General features: G+C 66.7%; 13 protein-coding genes. 6 read left to right on the forward strand and 7 right to left on the reverse strand.

The window, feature by feature from the left end; all coding sequences use genetic code 11:
• Positions 1 to 96 precede the first annotated feature (96 nt).
• On the forward strand, positions 97 to 1,803 hold the full coding sequence (locus tag KHO27_RS01910) for a molecular chaperone HscC (RefSeq protein WP_110697720.1): 1,707 nt from the start codon (positions 97 to 99) through the stop codon (positions 1,801 to 1,803).
• On the opposite strand, the gene KHO27_RS01915 is transcribed toward KHO27_RS01910, so the two are convergent.
• The 6 genes from KHO27_RS01915 to KHO27_RS01940 form a co-directional block, all read right to left on the reverse strand.
• Positions 1,797 to 4,442, reverse strand: a complete 2,646-nt coding sequence (locus tag KHO27_RS01915; RefSeq protein ID WP_214501092.1) for a DUF805 domain-containing protein — start codon at positions 4,440 to 4,442, stop codon at positions 1,797 to 1,799. The two genes, KHO27_RS01910 and KHO27_RS01915, sit on opposite strands and share 7 nt — an antisense overlap.
• On the reverse strand, positions 4,439 to 5,131 hold the full coding sequence (locus KHO27_RS01920; protein WP_102681590.1) for a DUF1266 domain-containing protein: 693 nt from the start codon (positions 5,129 to 5,131) through the stop codon (positions 4,439 to 4,441). The genes KHO27_RS01915 and KHO27_RS01920 overlap by 4 nt, the downstream gene beginning before the upstream one ends.
• Before the next feature lie 63 nt (positions 5,132 to 5,194).
• Positions 5,195 to 6,127: a pca operon transcription factor PcaQ gene (gene pcaQ, locus KHO27_RS01925; protein ID WP_110697724.1), complete on the reverse strand. Its 933-nt coding sequence runs from the start codon at positions 6,125 to 6,127 to the stop codon at positions 5,195 to 5,197.
• 58 nt (positions 6,128 to 6,185) lie between these two features.
• Positions 6,186 to 6,548, reverse strand: a complete 363-nt coding sequence (gene nirD, locus KHO27_RS01930; protein WP_110697726.1) for a nitrite reductase small subunit NirD — start codon at positions 6,546 to 6,548, stop codon at positions 6,186 to 6,188.
• The gene (gene nirB, locus KHO27_RS01935; RefSeq protein WP_214501093.1) at positions 6,548 to 9,100 is read right to left on the reverse strand and encodes a nitrite reductase large subunit NirB; all 2,553 of its coding nucleotides are present in this window, start codon (positions 9,098 to 9,100) and stop codon (positions 6,548 to 6,550) included. The genes nirD and nirB overlap by 1 nt, the downstream gene beginning before the upstream one ends.
• A gap of 307 nt (positions 9,101 to 9,407) precedes the next feature.
• Positions 9,408 to 13,385 carry a bifunctional nitrate reductase/sulfite reductase flavoprotein subunit alpha gene (locus KHO27_RS01940; protein ID WP_214501094.1) on the reverse strand — a complete coding sequence of 1,326 codons (3,978 nt, stop codon included), beginning with the start codon at positions 13,383 to 13,385 and terminating at the stop codon, positions 9,408 to 9,410.
• Positions 13,386 to 13,675: 290 nt separating this feature from the next.
• On the opposite strand from KHO27_RS01940, the gene KHO27_RS01945 reads away from it, so the two are divergent.
• The 3 genes from KHO27_RS01945 (at position 13,676) to KHO27_RS01955 (ending at position 15,874) form a co-directional block, all read left to right on the forward strand.
• On the forward strand, positions 13,676 to 13,879 hold the full coding sequence (locus tag KHO27_RS01945) for a ParD-like family protein (protein WP_046856862.1): 204 nt from the start codon (positions 13,676 to 13,678) through the stop codon (positions 13,877 to 13,879).
• Complete coding sequence (gene map / locus KHO27_RS01950; protein ID WP_214501095.1) at positions 13,876 to 14,688, forward strand: type I methionyl aminopeptidase; 813 nt, start codon at positions 13,876 to 13,878, stop codon at positions 14,686 to 14,688. The genes KHO27_RS01945 and map overlap by 4 nt, the downstream gene beginning before the upstream one ends.
• 79 nt (positions 14,689 to 14,767) lie before the next feature.
• Positions 14,768 to 15,874, forward strand: coding sequence for an NADH:flavin oxidoreductase/NADH oxidase (locus KHO27_RS01955; protein ID WP_214501096.1), 1,107 nt, complete (start codon positions 14,768 to 14,770; stop codon positions 15,872 to 15,874).
• Between the two features lie 84 nt (positions 15,875 to 15,958).
• On the opposite strand, the gene KHO27_RS01960 is transcribed toward KHO27_RS01955, so the two are convergent.
• Entirely contained in the window at positions 15,959 to 17,383 is a 1,425-nt protein-coding gene (locus KHO27_RS01960) for a gamma-aminobutyraldehyde dehydrogenase (protein ID WP_214501097.1), read from the reverse strand.
• Positions 17,384 to 17,566: 183 nt separating this feature from the next.
• Here KHO27_RS01960 and KHO27_RS01965 point away from each other — a divergent pair, with 183 nt between their 5' ends.
• Positions 17,567 to 18,250, forward strand: a complete 684-nt coding sequence (locus KHO27_RS01965) for a tellurite resistance TerB family protein (protein ID WP_110697738.1) — start codon at positions 17,567 to 17,569, stop codon at positions 18,248 to 18,250.
• Between the two features lie 128 nt (positions 18,251 to 18,378).
• A complete protein-coding gene (locus KHO27_RS01970) occupies positions 18,379 to 20,001 on the forward strand; it encodes a methyl-accepting chemotaxis protein (RefSeq protein ID WP_038705554.1) in 1,623 nt (540 codons plus the stop codon).
• The last annotated feature ends 4 nt before the right edge of the window (positions 20,002 to 20,005 follow it).

Raw genomic sequence — 20,005 nt, forward strand, 5'->3', positions numbered from 1 at the left:
GCTTTTTTTGTTTCTGGCGTTGCGTCAGAATCCCCTGTCCGCCGCAACTGGCCAGCAGGCCTTGCGCCGGTTCCTACCGCAAGCAAGAGACCGACCATGCAGGATGCCAGCCTCTCTCCCGCTCCGACACACACCACTCCCTTGCTGGGAATCGACCTGGGTACCACCAACAGCCTGATCGCCGTCTGGCAGGATGGCCACGCGCGGCTGATCGCCAATGCCCTGGGCGAGGTGCTGACGCCGTCGGTGGTCAGCGTCGATGACGATGGCAGCATCCTCGTCGGCCAGGCCGCCCGGGCGCGCCTGACCACGCACCCTCAACGTACCGCCGCGGCGTTCAAGCGCTTCATGGGCAGCGACAAGCGTTACGCCCTGGGCGAACACCGTTTCACCCCTGAAGAGCTGTCGGCGCTGGTGCTGGGTTCGCTCAAGCAGGACGCCGAGGCCTATCTGGGCTGCCCGGTGAGCGAGGCGGTGATCTCGGTGCCGGCCTATTTCAGCGACGAGCAGCGCAAACGCACGGTGTTCGCGGCCGAACTGGCCGGGCTCAAGGTCCAGCGGCTGATCAACGAACCCACCGCCGCCGCGATGGCCTACGGCCTGCATGAGCAGAAGTTCGAGCGCACCCTGGTGTTCGACCTGGGCGGTGGCACCTTCGACGTCACGGTACTGGAGTACGCCCTGCCGTTGATCGAGGTGCATGCCTCTACCGGAGACAACTACCTGGGCGGCGAGGATTTCACCGAGGCGCTGCTGCAGGCCTGCCTGCGTGACTGGAGTCTCAAGGCCGAAGACCTGGAGCCCCAGGCCCTGGCCAGCCTGCACGACGCCATCGAGCAGCTCAAGTGCGAAGTGGGCGAGGGCAGTCGCACCTTTGCCTGGAGCATGGATGGCCAGCCCCGCGAGTGGCAGTTGGACGAGCAGAAGCTGCAGGCGATCTGGGCACCCTTGCTGGCACGGGTACGCACCCCCATCGAACAGGCCCTGCGCGATGCCCGCTTGAGCCCGCGCGAGCTGGACAGCCTGGTGCTGGTCGGCGGCGCCACGCGCATGCCGCAGGTGCAGCAACTGGTGGCCAAGCTGTTTGGCCGCCTGCCGTACCGGCACCTGGACCCGGATACCATCGTTGCCCTCGGCGCCGCCAGCCAGGCGGCGTGCAAGGCCCGCGACGCGGCCATCGACGAACTGATCCTGACCGATGTCTGCCCCTACACCCTTGGGGTGGCCTCGTCCCGGGGCGAGGATGTCACTGGCGCCTTCTCGCCGATCATCGAGCGCAATACGATCATCCCCACGTCCAAGGTGCAGCGTTTCTACAGCAGCCACCCGGAACAGAAGTTCGTGCGCATCGCCGTATACCAGGGCGAGCGGCCCTGGGTGCGGGACAACATCCTGGTGGACAGTTTCGAGATTCCGTTGCAGCCGACCGGCGAGATCCAGTCGCTGGACGTGCGCTTCAGCTACGACATCAACGGCCTGCTGGAAGTGGACGTGACCTTCCTCGAGAGCGGCCAGAAGCACAGCCACAGTATCGACCGCAGCCCCACCGGGCTGGATGCGCAGGCACGCCAGGCCAGTGAGGAACGCCTGGCAAAATTGAAGATCCACCCACGTGACACGCTGCCCAACCGCACCTTGCTGGCCCGCCTGGAGCGAGCCTGGATGCAGAGCCTGGGCGACGAGCGCGAGCTGATCGGCAGCTGGCTGGACGCCTTCAATGCCGTGCTGGCCGGGCAGCAGGCCGGCGAGATCAGCCGTGAGCGCCAGGCATTGAGCCAGGCGCTCGACGAGCTGCGTTACTGAGCGTTGAGCCGGCGCAGGGTGGCCTGCAGGCCGCCTTCCAGCGGCTGCCCTTTGCCCGGTACCGGGCCGTAACGGTTTGGCAGCTTGTCGCCGGGCAGGCCCAGCAGCACCAGTGACGAGAACGGCAGCACGCGGGTCAGCACCATCACCAGCAGCAGTGCCGGCACGCCGTGGCCGAGGTCGCGCAGGCGACGCAGGAAGCCGCTGATCGACAAGACGCTGATCACCACCAACATCGCCGGGATATGGAGCATCAGGCTGGCGCCCAAGGCGATGATTGCCACGTGCACGGCCAGGCCCGTGCGGTTCAGTCGACTCTTGAGCTTCCAGAACGCCCACATCGGCGCCGGCGGTTCCTTGATCATGTCCAACAGCAGGCGTTCGCTCCATGACAGCACGGCCATGATCGCGCAGCGCAGGCCGGGGTCCTGTTCCGGGTCGTCCTTGACCTTTTGCAGGGCGCGCAGCAGCCGGGTCTTGGGTGGGGTGCAAGTGTTCAGCAGGCGGTGCAGCGCATCCAGTACGTCGTCGACCGTGCGGCTGTCGAGGCCTTGCGCGCGTACCGCGGCAGCCGGCGGATGCTTGGCCTGGCCGTTCAGCAACCCCCGGCGCAGCGCTTCGAACCAGTCGTCTTGCAGGTCCAGCGCCTGCATGCGGTCGCGCAACGCGCAGCGCTGTGGTTCGTCCAGCGACGGATCATGGTGCAGCACTGCGCAGAACAGCAGGTAGCCCAGCGGATAATCGGTACGCAGTCCGCCGTCGTCGTTGTCCAGGCAAGCGAGCAGTTGCACGGCGTTGGGCAGGCGCGTGCTGTTGAGCGCCTGCTGCAAGGTCAGCAGGCGTGCCGAGATCAGGGCTTGTACCGGATCGCGGATATCCAGGCTGCCGAGCAGTCCACTGGCGCCTTCGGGGCTGGTCAGCAGTTGACAGAGCAGGGCGTGTGTCGGAGCGAACGGATGCTCGGCCGGGTAGTGCAACTGCCCGGGCAAGGCCGGATCGATCAGTGCCAGCCAACGTGAAGGTTGCTCCAGCAGGGCCAGCATGAACAGCTGCTGGCGGTGCCACTGCCACAGTGCCTCGCCCTCGGGCATCGAAGGTAACAGAACTCCGGCTTCGGCCAGGCGGTCTTGCAGTTGCAGGCCGAACGGGGTGGTGAACAGGCGGCGCATGTCGAACTGACGGTTGAGCGTGTGCAGGGCATGGGCCGGATAGACCCGCATGCGCCGCAGCCATTCACGGCAGACCGGTCGAATGGCATCCTCGGTCAGGGCCTCGGGCAAGGTAGCCGCCGGATCATCGCTGGCGCTGAGTTGCGTCAGCACCTGGACCACGGGAGCCTGATCGAGCCAATGCAACTGCTGGCTCGCCTGGCGCTGGAAGCCCTCGAGGATCAGCGCGTCGAGGGCGTCCTCGGCCGGTGGCTGGGCGAGGACCAGGCGCAGCAAACCGGCCTCGCCGCGCTGCAGGGCCCAGGCATGCCAATACAAGCGGTGCAGATTCTGCTCCGGCTGCTCCTGCAGCAGCCAGGCCAGCAGCGGTAGTTCGTCGTCACCATCCAGATGCCAGTCGACGAAGGTGCTGGCGATGCCGTCCAGCTTCAGGCGCGAGGCTTCGGACCAACGCGCCAGGGTCTGCGGTGACTGCCCCGGGCTGCCCCAGGCCTGGGCCGGGTCGGCGAGGTTCTCGGGCCAGCCGGCTGGCGTATGCAAGCAGTCGAAGGCCTGGATCAGCAAGGGCAGACGCTGGGGTTGATGGCGGGCGCAGAGGTCGATCAGCCAGCGCTCGGCCTGTGGATGCTGGTGTTGGCGGTACAGCCGCAACCAGCAGTCCAGCGCTTGTTGCTCGGCCCCCAGGGCATCGGCCTGGCGGGCCAGCAGGTAGAGCAGGTCGGCATCGTCCGGGGTTTGCGCCTGTTGTGCCTGGAGCAGTCCGTGGAAGGTCCGGCTGGCGATGCCGGCCTGGCTGAACTGCACCAGCAGGCGCTGTACCAGCGCCGGGTCGTCCGGGATCGCCAGGCAGGTATGCACGCTGGCGAACTGCTCGTACTCGAACAATGGGCGGTGCTGGTAACAGTACTCGAGGCTGCGGAAATACCACAGGCTCTCCATCTGCGCCGGGGCTGGCCAGTCGCGCATACATGCGGTATTGAAGGGGTCCGGCTGCGCGAGACGGTCGAGGAAGGCTTCCACTTCGTGGGGGTTGTCCAGGCGCAGCAACTGGTCGGCCCAGCCCAGGCGCCGGGCTAGCAGGCCCGCGCAGTGATGGGACAGCGGCCCGCAGTCGCGCAGGGTGTGCAACAGCTGCCAGCCGAGGTCGTCCAGTTCGTCCAGTGGCAGTTCGTCCAGCTCGGCGATGAAGCCCTGCCAGGCTTGTGGGTCGAAGCGCAGGGACGGCTCCTCGAGCAGGCGATGGAAGTGCTGCAGCGCCGGATGGGGAGTGTCCTCGGCGACCCTTGGCTCGGCCTCGTGGGTTTCCTGCTCGCGGGCCAGGCGCAGCGCTTCCTCGTAGGCCGCGCGCAGGGCCTGGAAACCTTCCGGGTCGGTTTCCGGATGGTGCGCGGGCAGGCGGCCGCGGTAGGCCAGGCGGATGGCGTCCAGGTCCTGGGTCGGTTCGATCCCCAGGCGAATCCAGCAACTCATGACCAGCAGTCCTCTTCCAGGGTGGCGGGGCGCGGCGGCTCGGGCAGGTCCATGTCCCAGGGCAGCCCGGCCAGCAGCTCATGGGCGCCGAGGCGCAGGTTAAGCAGGATGCAGCGGTTCCAGTGCTCGCTGCCCTGGCGCTCGAGATCGGCGGCCAAGGTCTCGTCGCTGCTGTCGCTGACATTCCATAGCGCCTTGCCGAACAGGTAGCCGGCCAGGTAACAGTCCCAGCGGTTGTAGTAGTGGCGGGCGCGCAGCGCCAGGCGGTAGTGCAGGTAGAGGCTTTCGTCGCGGTCGATCAGGCCTTTCTTGACCCCGGCGCGCAGCAGGAAGCTCATGCGCCCCAGGTCCCAGGCCCGGGTGCCGCCCGGACCACAGTCGGGGAAGGTGCGGGCGGCGTATTCATGGCGGATGCGTTCGCGTGGGGGCAAGGTGTCGAGCAGGGCCTGCCACTGGCTGGGCAGGCAGCGCTGGTACTGCCAGTAGGCTTCGCTCATTTCGGTGGCGTGGCCGTTGTCGGCCATGTTCAGCATGTCCAGCAACTGGGCGCGGTCGCTGATCCCCCACCAGCGCTCCAGATCGGTCTGGTCTTCCCCTTCGAAGTAGTCGGGGGCGGTGTAGCTGGCGCCGTTGAGGGCGGCCATGGGGGCGGAGAGGGCATGCAGCCAGTGCTGCGCGGTTTCGTCCATGAAAGAGGTCCTGGAGGCGCTGGTAACTGGCGTGGATTGTATAGGAATCCGCGAGCTGGGTTGTCAGGGGTATGTCCCAATCCGGTAAGCTTCGGCGACCTCCCGGAGCACCTCGCACAACCACTGCGCTGGCAGGCTCTGCGCCAAGGCCGCATTGCGGCAGATGCCCACCGAGCCGCCCGGTTCACGCACACCCAGGTCGAGTTCGACCAGTTCTCCCCGGCCGAGGTCGATCAGCACAGCATCGCGCGGCGCCACCCAGACCGCCTCGCTGCCCAGCACGTAGCGCCTGCTCAAGGCCAGCGACAGAGTCTCCAGGCGCTGTGCCGGCAGCTGGATCGCGCATTGCACGAACAGGCTGTCGGCATGCCGGCGAATGGTCGTGCCTGGCGGTGGCAGCACCAGTGGATAGGCACCGACCTGCGTGCGATCAATAGGCTGATCCGCCAGCAGCGGATGTCCGGGCCGCACCACCAGGGTCATCGACTCGCTGTACAGGTGCTCGAACGACAGCCCTTGGATCTGCGGGCTGTCGGTCATACGGCCTATCACCAGTTCCAGCTCGCCAAGGTGCAACTGCCCGAGCAGCTGGGCGCTGGCCCCGGTCACCACGCTGATTACCAATGCCTCGTGCTGCTGGTGCAAGCGGCACAGCACCTCGGGCATCAGCAACCCTTCGACAGTCGACAGCACGCCAATACGCACCTGCGACGGCGCCCGCGCTTCCCCTCGCACGCTGCCGACCCCGTCACGCAGCGCTTGCACGCTGGGGCCGGCATAGCGCATGAAGCGGGTACCGGCCGGGGTCAGGGCGACGCCCTGGTGGCTGCGCTCGAACAGGCGAGCTTCCAGCAGATCCTCCAGCTCCTTGAGGGTCTTGGAGATCGCAGGCTGGCTGATCGCCAGCACATCGGCGGCCCTGGCCAGGCTGCCCTGTCGGGCAATCTCCAGGAAGCACAGCAGATGGCGGAACTTGATGCGGGTATCGAGGTTCATGCCCGGCAGTGTATCCGTGCGGGCCAGACCTGCAACGTCTGGTTGCTCCGTTCGAGCATCAGCTACGGGCCAGTTCGACTTCGCCGCCGCGCAGGCGCGCCGTCCACACCCGCAAGGCCTGTGTCGGGTCCTCCAGGCAGCGCCCGTCGCGCAGGCAGAAATGCTGCTTGTAGAGCGGCGCCGCGACTACCAGTTCGCCCTGCAGGCTGGCCACCAGCCCGCGTCCGATGATATTGGCGCCGGAGTGCGGATCGCGGTTTTCCAGCGCGTAGACCTGTCGATCCCGCTCCGGCAGGTAGAACAACGCGACTTGCTCGCCTTCATGCCACACTACCACCCCGGAGTCGGCGACCAGGTCGCTGGCCTGGCACACCGCCTGCCAGCGGGTTTCACTTGCTACAGCCGTGTTGGACAGGTTCATCACATTGTCTCCTCATGGGTGGGAATCAACTGCAGGGGCGCCGCCGGCCGGCGTTGGCCACGCTCGCGCACGAAGTGCACATCGGGATCGGCGCGATGGTCATTGACGAAGGTGCGGAAGCGCTTGAGCTTTTCCGGATCGCCCAAGGCGTTGGCCCATTCGCATTCGTAACGGTCGACCACCTGCTGCATCTGCGTCTCGAGTTCGCGGGCCAGGCCCAGGCTGTCGTCGATTACCACCTGTTTGAGGTAGTCAAGCCCGCCCTCGAGGCCCTCGCGCCACACCGAGGTGCGCTGCAGTTTGTCGGCGGTGCGGATGTAGAACATCAGCACGCGGTCGATCAGGCGCACCAAGGTCTCGTCGTCCAGGTCGGTGGCGAACAGTTCGGCGTGGCGTGGGCGCATGCCGCCATTGCCGCACACGTAGAGATTCCAGCCCTTGTCGGTGGCGATCACGCCAATGTCCTTGCTTTGCGCCTCGGCGCATTCGCGGGTGCAGCCAGACACCGCGAACTTGAGCTTGTGCGGCGCGCGCAGGCCCTTGTAGCGGTCCTCCAGGCGCAAGGCCATGGCCACGCTGTCCTGCACGCCATAGCGGCACCAGGTGCTCCCGACGCAGGACTTCACCGTGCGCGTCGACTTGCCGTAGGCGTGCCCGGTCTCGAAGCCGGCGGCGATCAGCTCGCCCCAGATCAGCGGCAGCTCGTGCAACTGGGCACCGAACAGGTCGATGCGCTGGCCGCCGGTGATCTTGGTATAGAGGTCGTACTTCTTTGCCACCTGGCCGATCACGATGAGTTTTTCCGGGGTGATCTCGCCGCCGGGAATGCGCGGCACCACCGAGTAGGTGCCGTTCTTCTGCATGTTGGCCATGAACGTGTCATTGGTGTCCTGCAGCGGCACCAGCGCCGGGTCCATGATCGGCTGGTTCCAGCAAGAGGCGAGGATGTTGCCCACCGCCGGCTTGCAGATGGCGCACCCCACGTGGCCTTTGCCATGGCGTTCGAGCAGCTCGTTGAAGGTGCGGATGCCTTCAACCCGCACCAGCCCGTAGAGCTCCTGGCGGGTGTAGGCGAAGTGTTCGCACAGGCTCTTGTCGACGGTCACGCCGCGGGCGCTCAGTTCGTGCTCGAACACGTGCTTGAGCAGCGCCGCGCAACCGCCGCAACCGCTGGCGGCCTTGGTGCATGCCTTGACGGCGGCGAGGTCGCCGCAGCCACTGTCGATGGCGGCGCACACCGCGCCCTTGCTGACGTTGTGGCACGAGCAGATGGTCGCGCTGTCGGGCAAGGCATCGGCGCCCAGCGCCGGCGCGCCGCAGCCCTGGGGCAGAATCAGCGCGGCCGGGTCGGCCGGTAGCTTGATGCCGTTCTGGGCGTATTGCAGCAGGGTGTCGTAGTAGCTGTTGTCGCCGACCAGCACCGCGCCAAGCACACGCTTGCCGCTGGCATCGACCACCAGGCGCCGGTAGGAGGCCGTGGCTTCGTCGATGAAGCGATAGCTGCGCGCCCCCGGCGTGACGCCCTGGGCATCGCCGATGGAGCCAACATCCACACCCAGCAGCTTGAGCTTGGTCGACATGTCGGCGCCGCTGAACTCGCTTGCCGACTCGCCCATCAACAGGGCTGCCAGGTTACGTGCCATGGCGTATCCCGGGGCGACCAGGCCGAACGCGCTGCCGTTCCACGAAGCGCATTCGCCGATGGCGAAGATGCGCGGGTCGCTGGAGCGGCACTGACCGTCGATCACCACGCCGCCGCGGGGGGCGATTGTAAGGCCGCAGGTTCGGCCCAGGGCATCCTGCGGGCGGATGCCGGCGGAGAACACGATCAGGTCGGTTTCCAGGTGTTCGCCGCCTTCGAAATTCATGCGGTAGCGGTAGTGTTCGCCTGTGCTGATCGACTGGGTGGCGCGGGCCAGGTGCACGCCTACGCCCAGCGCCTCGATGCGCGCCTTGAGCGCCGCGCCGCCCTCGCTATCCAACTGGACTGGCATCAGCCGCGGCGCGAACTCCACCACATGCGCTTGCAGGCCTAGCGACTTGAGGGCGTTGGCGGCCTCGAGGCCGAGCAGGCCGCCGCCGACCACCACGCCGCGGCGGGCGCTGCCGGCGGCGGCGCGGATCGCATCGAGGTCTTCGAGCGTGCGATAGACCAGGCGCGCATTGCCGCTGGACCCTTCGATGGGCGGCACGAACGGATAGGAGCCGGTGGCCAGGATCAACTGTTCGTAGCCGAGGCGGCCTTCGGCGGTGATCACTTCCTGGCGTTCGCGATCGATGTCCAGTACCGCCTCGCCCAGGTGCAGGTGCACGCCGTTGCTCGCATAGTAGTCGCGATCGCACAGGGCCAGGGTTTCGGCGCAACTGCCGGTGAAGTATTCCGAGAGGTGCACCCGGTCGTAGGCGCGCTGACGCTCCTCGGCGAACACGTGCAGTTCGAAGCGCGCCAAGGCGCCGCGCTCGATCAGTTGCTCGACGCAGTGATGGCCGACCATGCCATTGCCGACGATGACCAGTCGCGCTCGTTGTGCTTCGTTCGCTGTTGCCTGCATAGCCGATCCTCGATCACGGAAAAACGAAAAAGGCGCCTGGAGCCGAAGCTCCAGGCGCCTTTGCCTGTACTCATCAGTGTGAGGCCCCTGTCGACCGCCGTTGGTCGTTGGGGCTGTTGTACTTCGTTGAAAAGCAGGGAGTGTGCCAAGCGGCCACTCATCGGTAGCCTTCACGGGACTCACCGCCGGAAAGCCGGCTCCCACAGGGCTGCGGGCCCGTTTGCGGCGTACCCTTGTGGGAGCCGGCTTGCCGGCGATGAGGCCGTTACGGGCACAACGAAGGTGCAAGCCTCACCAGCCTGGTGCATCAATACACATCCCGTCGGTAGCGCTTGTCCCGCGCCAACCCCTCGACGAACGCCGCTGCCGCGCCCTCGTCCAGGCCGCCGTGCCGCGCCACGAGCTGACGCAAAGCCGCGTCCACATCCCGGGCCATGTGCCGGGCATCGCCACAGACATACACATGCGCGCCGTCCTGCAACCAGCGCCACAGCTCGGCGCCATGCTCCAGCAGGCGGTGCTGCACATAGACCTTTTGCGGCTGGTCACGCGAGAACGCGGTGCTCAGACGCACATGCCCGCTGGCCTCCCAGGCCTGCAATTGTTCGCGGTAATAGAAGTCGCAGGCGGCATGCTGCTCACCGAAGAACAGCCAGTTGCGCCCCTTGGCCCCACGTACCTCGCGCTCTTCAAGGAAGGCGCGGAAGGGGGCGATACCGGTACCAGGGCCGATCATCACGATGGGCACACCGTCGTCCTCGGGCAGGCGGAAGTGTTTCGATGGCTGGGCAAATATCCCGACCTCCAGCGCCGCTGCCCGGTCCGCGAGGAAGCTCGAACAGACGCCCTTGCGCTCGCCATGGCGCACGATGGACACGGTCAGGTGCACCTGGCCGGGATGAGCCTGGGGGCTGGAGCTGATCGAGTACAGGCGCGGCTGCAAGGGTTTGAGCAGCGACAACCAGTTGCCCAGCGGCAAGGCCTGGGGGTGTTCGCGCAGCACGTCGGCCAGCTGGCGGCCCCACAGCCATTCCTTGAGTTCGTCCTTGCATTCTGGCAGCAGCAGGCGCTGCAGGTCGGGAGCGTGCTGGCTGAAGGTTTCGAGCTGCTGGCGGCTGACCTGGGTGATGTCCACGTGCCGCTCCAGCGCGGTTCGCAGGGGCATTGGGGCATGGCCCTCGAGTTCGATCTCGGTTTGGCCTTCCAGCTGCATCAGCATGAGCAGCTCGTCGACCAGCTCCGGGCAATTGCGCGGCCATACGCCCAGGGCATCGCCGGGTTGATAGCGCAGGTCGCTACCGGACAGGTCGAAGACCAGTTGGCGAGTCTCCTTGGTTGAACCCGGGCCGTTGAGCAGGCGGTTTTCCCGCAAGGTGGCAGGCCAGGGCTGCTGTTTGCCGCGGACGGTGACTGGCGCGGCGGCGGTGGCCGCCGGGGCACCGCCAAGTTCGGACAACAGGGCATCGAGCCAAGCGCCGAAGGCCGCCTCGCAATCCGGCTCGCAGTCGACCCGGTCCAGCAGGCGCCGGGCGCCCAGGTCGGCCAGGCGTTGGTCGAGCTTGCGGCCGAAGCCGCAGAACTGGTCGTAGCTTGAATCGCCCAGGGCCAGCACGGCGTAAGGGAGGGTGGCGCAACTGGCGCCTTCGTCGTCCTGCAGCGCCCGCCAGAACGCGGTGCCGCTGTCCGGCGCATCACCGTCGCCGAAGGTGCTGGCGATCAGCAGCAGGCTGGCGGCACCTCGCAGTTGGGATGGGCGCACCGCCTCCATGCAACTGAGCGCGACCACCAGCCCCGCGTCGCGCAGGCGTTGGGCGCAGCGTTCGGCTAGGTGCTCGCCATTGCCGGTCTGCGAGGCCCACAGCACGTGGTGACGAGGGCTTTCCAGCGCTGCTTGCGGCGCTGGCGCGGGCCGGGCGAACAGGCCGGCCAGCAGGCCGTTGACGAACAGGCGTCGCTCCGGCGCCAGGGGCGCATCGGGCGGCAGGCAAGGCACGTTTTCGGTGCGGGCCTGGCTCAGGCCGAGCAGGAAACCTTGCAGGTAATGGCGCTCTTCCTCGGCCAGGATCGGAGCCGGCAACGTCTCTAGGCCGAGCAGGCGGGACAGGGTGGCGGTGGGCATGGCGACGGGGTCCGGGGGAAGCGTCAGTTCAAGGGTGTCGATGCGCTCGCCGGCGACCCGTTCCAGGGCCACGGCACAGTGCTTGAGGGCCGGCTGCAGCGAAGTCGGGTCCACCGCGTCGCAGGTCACCGCATTGATTGCCAGTTGCTCGCCGTACAGATCGTTCCAGTGAAATGGGGCGAAACAGTTGCCTGACAGCACCCGCTCGCTGAGTCGCGCCGGCAGCACGGCCTGGCCGCGGCGCGAGCGGATCGCCACCTGGTCCTTGTCCGCGATACCCAGGCGCCGGGCGTCGTCGGGGTGGATCTCGACAAAGGGGCCGGGCTCCAGCTTGTTGAGGCTGGGTACCTGGCCAGTCTTGGTCAGCGTGTGCCACTGGTGCTGCACGCGGCCGGTGTTGAGCACGAAGGGGAAGGCATCGTCGGGCAGCTCCGCCGGCGGCAGCCAGGGGCGGGCGAAGAATCGGGCCTTGCCGGTGGGCGTCGGAAACACCGGCGTCTGTGGGGCGTCTGGCGCGACATAGCGCAGCGGGCTGCGAGTGTCCTTGCGCCCCGCCGCGCTTGGCCACTGCCGCGGGCCCTGGCGCAGGTCGGTATAGTCGATGCCGCGCAGGTCGTAGCCGGTGTGCGGGTTGTGGAAGCGGCGGATCTCATCGAACACCGCTTCGGCGTCGGGGTAGTCGAAGGCGTGCGCATAACCCAGGGCACAGGCGATGCGCGCGATCAGGCGCCAGTCCTCGAGGCTTTCGCCGGGCGCCTCGACGGCGCGGGGCATCAAGGTCAGGTTGCGCTCGCTGTTGATCATCACCCCTTCGCCCTCGGCCCACAATGACGCCGGCAGCAGGATGTCGGCGTAGCGGTTGGTCTCGGTGTCGAGGAAGGCGTCCTGGCTGATCACCAGCTGTGCCTGGCGCAGGCCGTCGATCACCTGCTGGCGGTTGGCGACGCTGGCCACCGGGTTGCTGCAGATGATCCAGCAGGCTTTCACCTCGCCATGCTTGAGCTGCTCGAACAGTGCCACGGTGCCTTCGCCCCCTTCACTGCGCAGGGTGCCGGGGGGCAGTTGCCATTGCGCTTCGACGAAGGCGCGGTCGGCCGCCACCTGCGCCGAACGCTGGCCCGGCAGGCCCGGCCCCATGTAACCCATCTCGCGGCCGCCCATGGCATTGGGTTGGCCGGTCAGCGAGAACGGCCCGCTGCCGGGGCGGCAGATGGCGCCGGTGGCCAGGTGCAGGTTGCACAGGGCATTGCTGTGCCAGGTGCCGTGGATGCTCTGGTTCAGGCCCATGGTCCAGCAGCTCATCCATTCGCCCGCCTCGCCGATCAGGCGGGCGGCTTCGCGGATATCGGCCTCGGCCAGCCCGGTGATGGCCGCGACGCGTGCGGGGGTGTAGTCCTCGAGAAACGCCGGCAGTGCCTCCCAGCCTTCGGTGTGGCGGGCGATGAAATCCGCGTCGGTATGGCCATTGGCGTGCAGCAGGTGCAGCAGGCCATTGAGCAGGGCCAGGTCGGTACCCGGGCGCAGTTGCAGGAACAGGTCGGCCTTGTCGGCAGTGGCGCTGCGCCGAGGGTCGACGACGATCAGCCTGGCGCCGGCCTTGAGCCGGTCGAGCAAGCGCAGGAACAGGATCGGGTGGCAGTCGGCCATGTTCGCGCCGATCACCAGGAACACCTCGGCGCGCTCGAAATCCTGGTAGCTGCCGGGTGGGCCGTCGGCGCCCAGCGATTGCTTGTAGCCGCTGCCGGCACTGGCCATGCACAGGCGTGAGTTGGACTCGATATGGCGGGTGCGGATGAAACCCTTGGCCAGCTTGTTGGCCAGGTACTGGGCCTCCAGCGACATCTGCCCGGAGACATAGAGGGCCACGGCGTCGGCGCCATGGGTATCGATGATCGTGCGCAGGCGCCTGGCCGTCTCGGCGATGGCGGTGTCCAGCGGGCGACGGGCTGGTTGCTGGCTGCGCTGGTCACGGATGAACGCGTGGGCCATGCGTCCGGCCTCCAGTGGCACATGGGCCGTCAGCCCCTTGGTGCACAGGCGCCCGAAGTTGCTGGGGTGCTGCTTGTCGCCGCTGACCTTGACGATCTTGCCTTCGCTCACGTGCATGACGATGCCGCATCCGACCCCGCAATACGGGCAAACACTGCGCACTTCACTGCCGCTCATCACCATCTCCTGCTGACGAAACGACAAAGGCGCCGGCTGCCCGGCCTGCAAGTGGCAAGCGGGGCAACACGGCGCCTTCGTCGTGGAGGGAGGACCATCGGCGTTGATGGCCTCGATGCCTTGCCGGCAGCAAATCCCGGGCCATATCACGGCGGGGCGCGTCTCTGCGGTGTGAGTGGGCTCGCCCGGCGAGGGGCGCGCACCGATATGGGGAGCGCTGCACCAGCGGATGGCGCCGGCCGACTTATGGATATATGATTCGCATACGTTTCATATATAGGTAACCGCACATGGGCATCGTCAAGATCGCCGACGACCTCCACGAAGACCTTCGCGTGGCCAGTGCCGCGCTGTCGCGCTCGATCAACGCCCAGGCCGAGCACTGGATCCGCATCGGCATGCTGGCCGAGTTGCACCCGCAGGCCACCTACCAGGAACTGCTGCGCCAGTTGCTGCGCCAGGAGCAGGCCAATCTCAAGGAGCTGCTGCAATGAGCAAGGTCATTCTCAAGGACGCCGCCCAGCTCGAATTGATGCGCCGTGCCGGCCAGTTGCTGGCGCGGGTATTCGCCGACCTCGACGGTTTCATTCGCCCCGGCGTGACGACGATGCAGATCAACGACCGCGCCGAGGCCTTCATCGTCCAGACCCTCAAGGCGCGGCCGGCGAGCAAGGGCCAGTATGGTTTTCCCTTTGCCCTGAACACCTCGGTGGACCATGTGGTCTGCCATGGCATGCCCAAGGCCGACGAGGTGCTGAAGGAGGGTTCGATCGTCAACGTCGACATCACCCTGGAGCAGGGCGGCTATATCGCCGATTCGTCGAAGATGTACAGCATCGGCCAGATCGGCGAAGAGGCCCGGCGGCTGGTGGACACCACCTATGCCGCGCTGTGGAAGGGTATCGAGCAAGTGCGCCCCGGCGCGACCCTCGGTGACATCGGCCACGCCATCCAGGCCCACGCCGAGGCCGCCGGCTACAGCGTGGTGCGCGAATATTGCGGGCACGGCATCGGCACGCAGATGCACGAGGCGCCGGAGGTGCTGCACTACGGCCAGCGTGGCACGGGCATGCAGCTGCAACCGGGGATGGTGTTCACCATCGAGCCGATGATCAACCAGGGAGGGCGCGGGACCCGCGGTTTGCGCGATGGCTGGACGGTGATTACCCGTGACCGGAGCCTGTCGGCGCAATGGGAGCACACCGTGGCGGTGACGCAGAGTGGCGTCGAGGTGCTGACCTTGCGCGAGGAGGAACGGGTGGCGCAGGGCGATGGGCGAACGTCCCTCGGAGCCATGGTCTAGGCTGAAACCTACCGGTACCGGCCCACGCCCCACTACAAATGCCGGCCCGGCAACCATTGGAGTCCCTGGGAGGTGCGCCATGAGCCTGCTGCTCGAACCCTACACCCTGCGTCAGCTGACCCTGCCCAACCGTATCGCCGTTTCCCCCATGTGTCAGTACTCCGCCGTCGACGGCCTGGCCAATGACTGGCACCTGGTGCACCTGGGCAGCCGCGCTGTCGGTGGCGCCGGCCTGGTGATCAGTGAAGCGGTCGCGGTCACCGCCGATGGGCGCATCACTGCAGAAGACCTCGGCCTGTGGAACGACGCGCAGATCCCCGCGCTGCAGCGCATCACCCGCTTCATCACTGCCCAGGGCGCCGTCCCCGGCATCCAGCTGGCCCACGCCGGACGCAAGGCCAGCACCCACAGGCCGTGGCTGGGCAAGCACGGCAGCGTCAAGCTTGAAGACGGCGGCTGGCAGCCGGTAGGACCCTCCAGGATTGCCTTCGACCCCGAGCACACCGTCCCCCATGAACTGAGCAAGGACGAGATCCAGGAGGTCGTCGACGCGTTCGTCGCCGCCACCGAGCGGGCCTTGAAGGCCGGCTTCAAGGTGGTCGAGATTCACGCTGCCCACGGCTACCTGCTGCACCAGTTCCTCTCACCGCTGAGCAACCAGCGCCGCGACGAGTACGGCAGCTGCTTTGAGAACCGTATCCGCCTGACCCTGCAAGTCGCCGAGGCGGTGCGCCAGGCCTGGCCACAGGAGCTGCCGCTGTTGGTGCGGGTGTCGGCCACCGACTGGGTCGAGGATGGCTGGAACCCGGATGAAACCGTGGAGCTGGCCCGCCGACTGCGCGCCCTGGGCGTCGACCTGATCGACGTGTCGTCGGGAGGGACCTCGGTCAACGCAGAAATCCCCACCGGCCCCGGCTACCAGACCCGTTTCGCTGAGCGGGTGCGCAAGGAGTCGGAGATCGCCACCGGCACCGTCGGCATGATCACCGAGCCGGCCCAGGCCGAGCATATCTTGCGTACCGGCCAGGCCGATATGATCTTCCTGGCCCGCGAACTGTTGCGCGACCCTTACTGGCCCTTGCACGCCGACGACGACCTGGGCGGCAACAAGGCGACCTGGCCGGCGCAATACCAACGCGCGACAAGCCGGGCCAACCCGATCCACGAATCGGACCTGCGCGACTGACTCAGCTGCAGGCGGTTTGGCGGATATCGCGGTGCGTTGCAACAACAGCCGGTGGGTGTTTTGCCCCCACCGGCTAGTGGTGCATCAGTGCTTGAACATCACATGGCGCACACAGGTGTAGTCCTCCAGCCCGTACATCGACATGTCCTTGCCATAGCCGGAATGCTTCTGCCCGCCGTGCGGCATCTCGCTGACCAGCATGAAATGCGTGTTGACCCAAGTGCAGCCATATTGCAGCCGTGCGGCGAGGCGGTGGGCGCGTCCGCTGTCACGGGTCCACACCGACGAGGCCAGGCCATACTCCGAGTCGTTGGCCCATTCCAGCGCCTGGGCTTCGTCGCTGAAGCGGGTGACTGACACCACCGGGCCGAACACCTCGTGGCGGACGATTTCGTCGTCCTGCAGCGCATCGGCCAGCACGGTCGGGGCGAAGAAGAAGCCGTCACCGGGCAGTGCCTTGCCACCGGTGACCAGGCGGATGTGCGGCTGGGCGATGGCGCGGTTCACCAGGCCGGCGACCTTGTCGCGATGCTGGGCGCTGATCAACGGGCCGAGTTCGGTGTCGGCCGCCTGCTGTGGGCCTGGCTTGATGCTCGCCACCGCCGCGCCCAAGCGTTCGACGAAGCGTTCGTAGATGCCGTCCTGCACGTACAGCCGGCAGGCGGCGGTGCAGTCCTGCCCGGCGTTGTAGAAGCCGAAGGTGCGGATGCCATCGATGGCAGCGTCGAGGTCAGCGTCGTCGAACACCAGCACCGGTGCCTTGCCGCCCAATTCCATGTGCATGCGCTTCACGCTGTCGGCGGTGGCGCCAATGATGTGCGCGCCGGTGGGGATGGAGCCGGTCAGCGACACCATGCGCACCTTGGCATGGGTGACCAATGGGTTGCCGACGGTCTGGCCACGGCCGAAAAGGATATTGAGCACGCCGGCCGGCAGCAGCTCACGGACCAGCTCACCAAGACGCAGGGCGGTCAGCGGGGTCAACTCCGATGGCTTGATGACCACGGTGTTGCCGGCAGCCAACGCGGGGGCAATCTTCCAGGCCAGCATCATCAGCGGGTAGTTCCAAGGCGCGATGGAGGCGACCACGCCCAGCGGGTCGCGGCGGATCATCGACGTGTGCCCGGGCAGGTACTCGCCCGCCGCCAGGCCACCCAGGCAGCGTGCGGCACCGGCGAAGTAGCGGAACACATCGGCGATGGCCGGGATCTCGTCGCCGAGCGCCGCGGCATAGGGCTTGCCGCAGTTGTCCGATTCCAGCCGGGCCAGTTCCTCGGCGTGTCGTTCGATGACCTCGGCAATGGCCAGCAACGCGTTGGCGCGCTCCTTCGGCGTGCTCTGCGACCAGTGCTCGAAGGCTTGGTCGGCGGCGCGCACGGCGATGTCGACCTGGGCCTCGGTGGCTTCGTTGATCTGTGCCAGGGCGCTGCCCTTGGCCGGGTCGAGCACGGTCCAGACCGGGCCTTCGCCGTTCACCAGGTGACCGTTGATCAGCATTCGGGTTTGCATGGAGCGGTTCTCCTTGTGGTCCTCGAGCGCACTGTGCCGCAGTGACGCTACAGATTAGAAGCGACTGGCCGTGGCAACAAACCGAGGAGGGCAACATTCGGATGCAAATGCGTTAAGCGAGGCTTCAGCTTGTCGGCCTACTCTGGGGCCTTCTCAACCGTGAATGTTTGCGAGGCCTGTCAGATGAACACGCGTGGTCTGCTCGATCAGCTTTTGAAAACCGGTCAATCCCTGCTGCAGAACCAGCAGGGCAAGGGCGTCAGCGACAAAGGTTCGGGGAACCTTGGCAGCCTGTTGTCCGGTGCGGGCGGTGGCGCGTTGGCAGCGGGGGCCATGGGCTTGCTGCTGGGCAACAAGAAGGCCCGCAAGTACGGCGGCAAGGCCCTGACCTACGGCGGCCTGGCCGCGCTCGGGGTGCTGGCCTACAAGGCCTATGGCAACTGGCAGGCACGCCAGGGCGCCGGCGATCAGCAGCCGCAGACGCTGGATCGCCTGCCGCCGGCCCAGGTCGAGCAACACAGCCAGGCAGTGCTGCGGGCGCTGGTGGCGGCAGCCAAGTCCGACGGCCATATCGATGACCGTGAGCGGGCCCTGATCGAAGGCGAGTTCACTCGCCTGGACAGCGACCGCGAGTTGCAGCACTGGCTGCACGCCGAACTGAACAAGCCGCTGGATCCGGCCGAAGTGGCCCGCGCCGCGCAGACGCCGGAAATGGCCGCAGAGATGTACCTGGCCAGCGTGATGATGGTCGACCAGGAGAATTTCATGGAGCGCGCCTACCTCGACGAACTGGCGCGCCAGCTGCGTCTGGACCCTGCCTTGCGCCTGGAGCTGGAGAACCAGGTCAGGCTTGCCGCGGATCAATGAGCCTGCAATTGGCCATATCAATGGGCACGGAGGCCTGAATACAGCAGCATTCAGCCGCAAATACGTAGGAAGCCTGGGCTATACTTCGGCGATTTTTCCCGCTCGTATCGAATTCCTGAGGGCTGAATGTGAAGAACTGGACCTTGCGCCAACGGATCCTGGCAAGTTTCGCCGTGATCATCGCCATCATGCTGCTGATGATCGTGGCCGCCTACTCGCGGCTGGTGGCGATCGAGTCCAGCGAGGAGGCGGTAGGGTCCGACAGCATTCCCGGGCTCTACTACAGCTCGATGATCCGCAGCGCCTGGGTCGACAGCTACGTGACCAGCCAGCAACTGGTCGGCCTGTCGAACCACCGCGAGTTCACCACGACCGATGCCGAGTTGTTCAAGAGTTTCGACGACCGTCTGAAGCAGCATATGGCCAGCTACCAGGGCACTATCCGCGACCCGGCCGACCAGGCCGCGTTCGACGATTTCACGCGCCAGGAAGAGGCTTACGTCAAGATCGTCGATCAGGTCCTGGAAACCTATCGCCAGAAGAACTACGCCGAAGCCCAGCGCTTGATCGCCGAGGTGCTGACGCCCGCCTGGAGAGAAGGGCGCCTGCATCTGAACGAAGTGATCGAGCGCAACCGGGAGTCGGCCGACAACGCCACCAATGAAATCGTCAGCGCCGTGGCCACCGCCAAAGGCAGCATGATCGTCTCGCTGCTGCTGGCAATCGTCGCCGCCGGCGTTTGCGGCCTGCTGCTGATGCGCGCGATCACCGCCCCCATGCAACGCATTGTGCATGCCCTCGACGGCCTGCGTTCGGGCGACCTGAGCATGCGCCTGAGCCTGGACCGCAAGGATGAGTTCGGCGCGATCGAGGGTGGCTTCAACGAAATGGCCGAATCCCTGGCCAACCTGGTGTCGCAAGCCCAGCGCTCGTCGGTGCAGGTGACCACCTCGGTCACCGAGATCGCCGCCACCTCCAAGCAGCAGCAGGCCACCGCCACCGAGACAGCCGCCACCACCACCGAGATCGGCGCCACCTCGCGGGAAATCGCCGCGACCTCGCGGGACCTGGTGCGCACCATGACCGAAGTCACTTCGTCGGCCGACCAGGCCTCGAGCCTTGCCGGTGCCGGCCAGCAGGGCCTGGCGCGCATGGAGGAAACCATGCACCAGGTGATGGGCGCCGCCGATCTGGTCAACGCCAAGCTGGCGATCCTCAACGAGAAGGCCAGCAATATCACGCAGATGGTGGTGACCATCGTCAAGGTCGCCGACCAGACCAACCTGCTGTCGCTCAACGCCGCCATCGAGGCAGAGAAGGCCGGTGAGTACGGTCGCGGTTTCGCCGTGGTCGCCACCGAAGTACGCCGGCTGGCCGACCAGACCGCCGTGGCCACCTATGACATCGAGCAGATGGTGCGCGAGATCCAGTCGGCGGTGTCGGCCGGGGTGATGGGCATGGACAAGTTCTCCGAGGAAGTGCGCCGCGGCATGTTCGAGGTGCAGCAAGTGGGCGAGCAGCTCAGCCAGATCATCCATCAGGTACAGGCGCTGGCGCCGCGGGTGCTGATGGTCAACGAGGGCATGCAGGCCCAGGCCACCGGCGCCGAGCAGATCAACCAGGCACTGGCCCAGCTCAGCGATGCCAGTACCCAGACCGTGGAATCGCTGCGCCAGGCCAGCTTCGCCATCGACGAACTGAGCCAGGTAGCCGCCGGGCTGCGTGGCGGTGTTTCGCGGTTCAAAGTCTGACGAC

Origin of the sequence: Pseudomonas sp. RC3H12 (genome assembly GCF_018596375.1) — a bacterium.
Taxonomy (GTDB): domain Bacteria; phylum Pseudomonadota; class Gammaproteobacteria; order Pseudomonadales; family Pseudomonadaceae; genus Aquipseudomonas.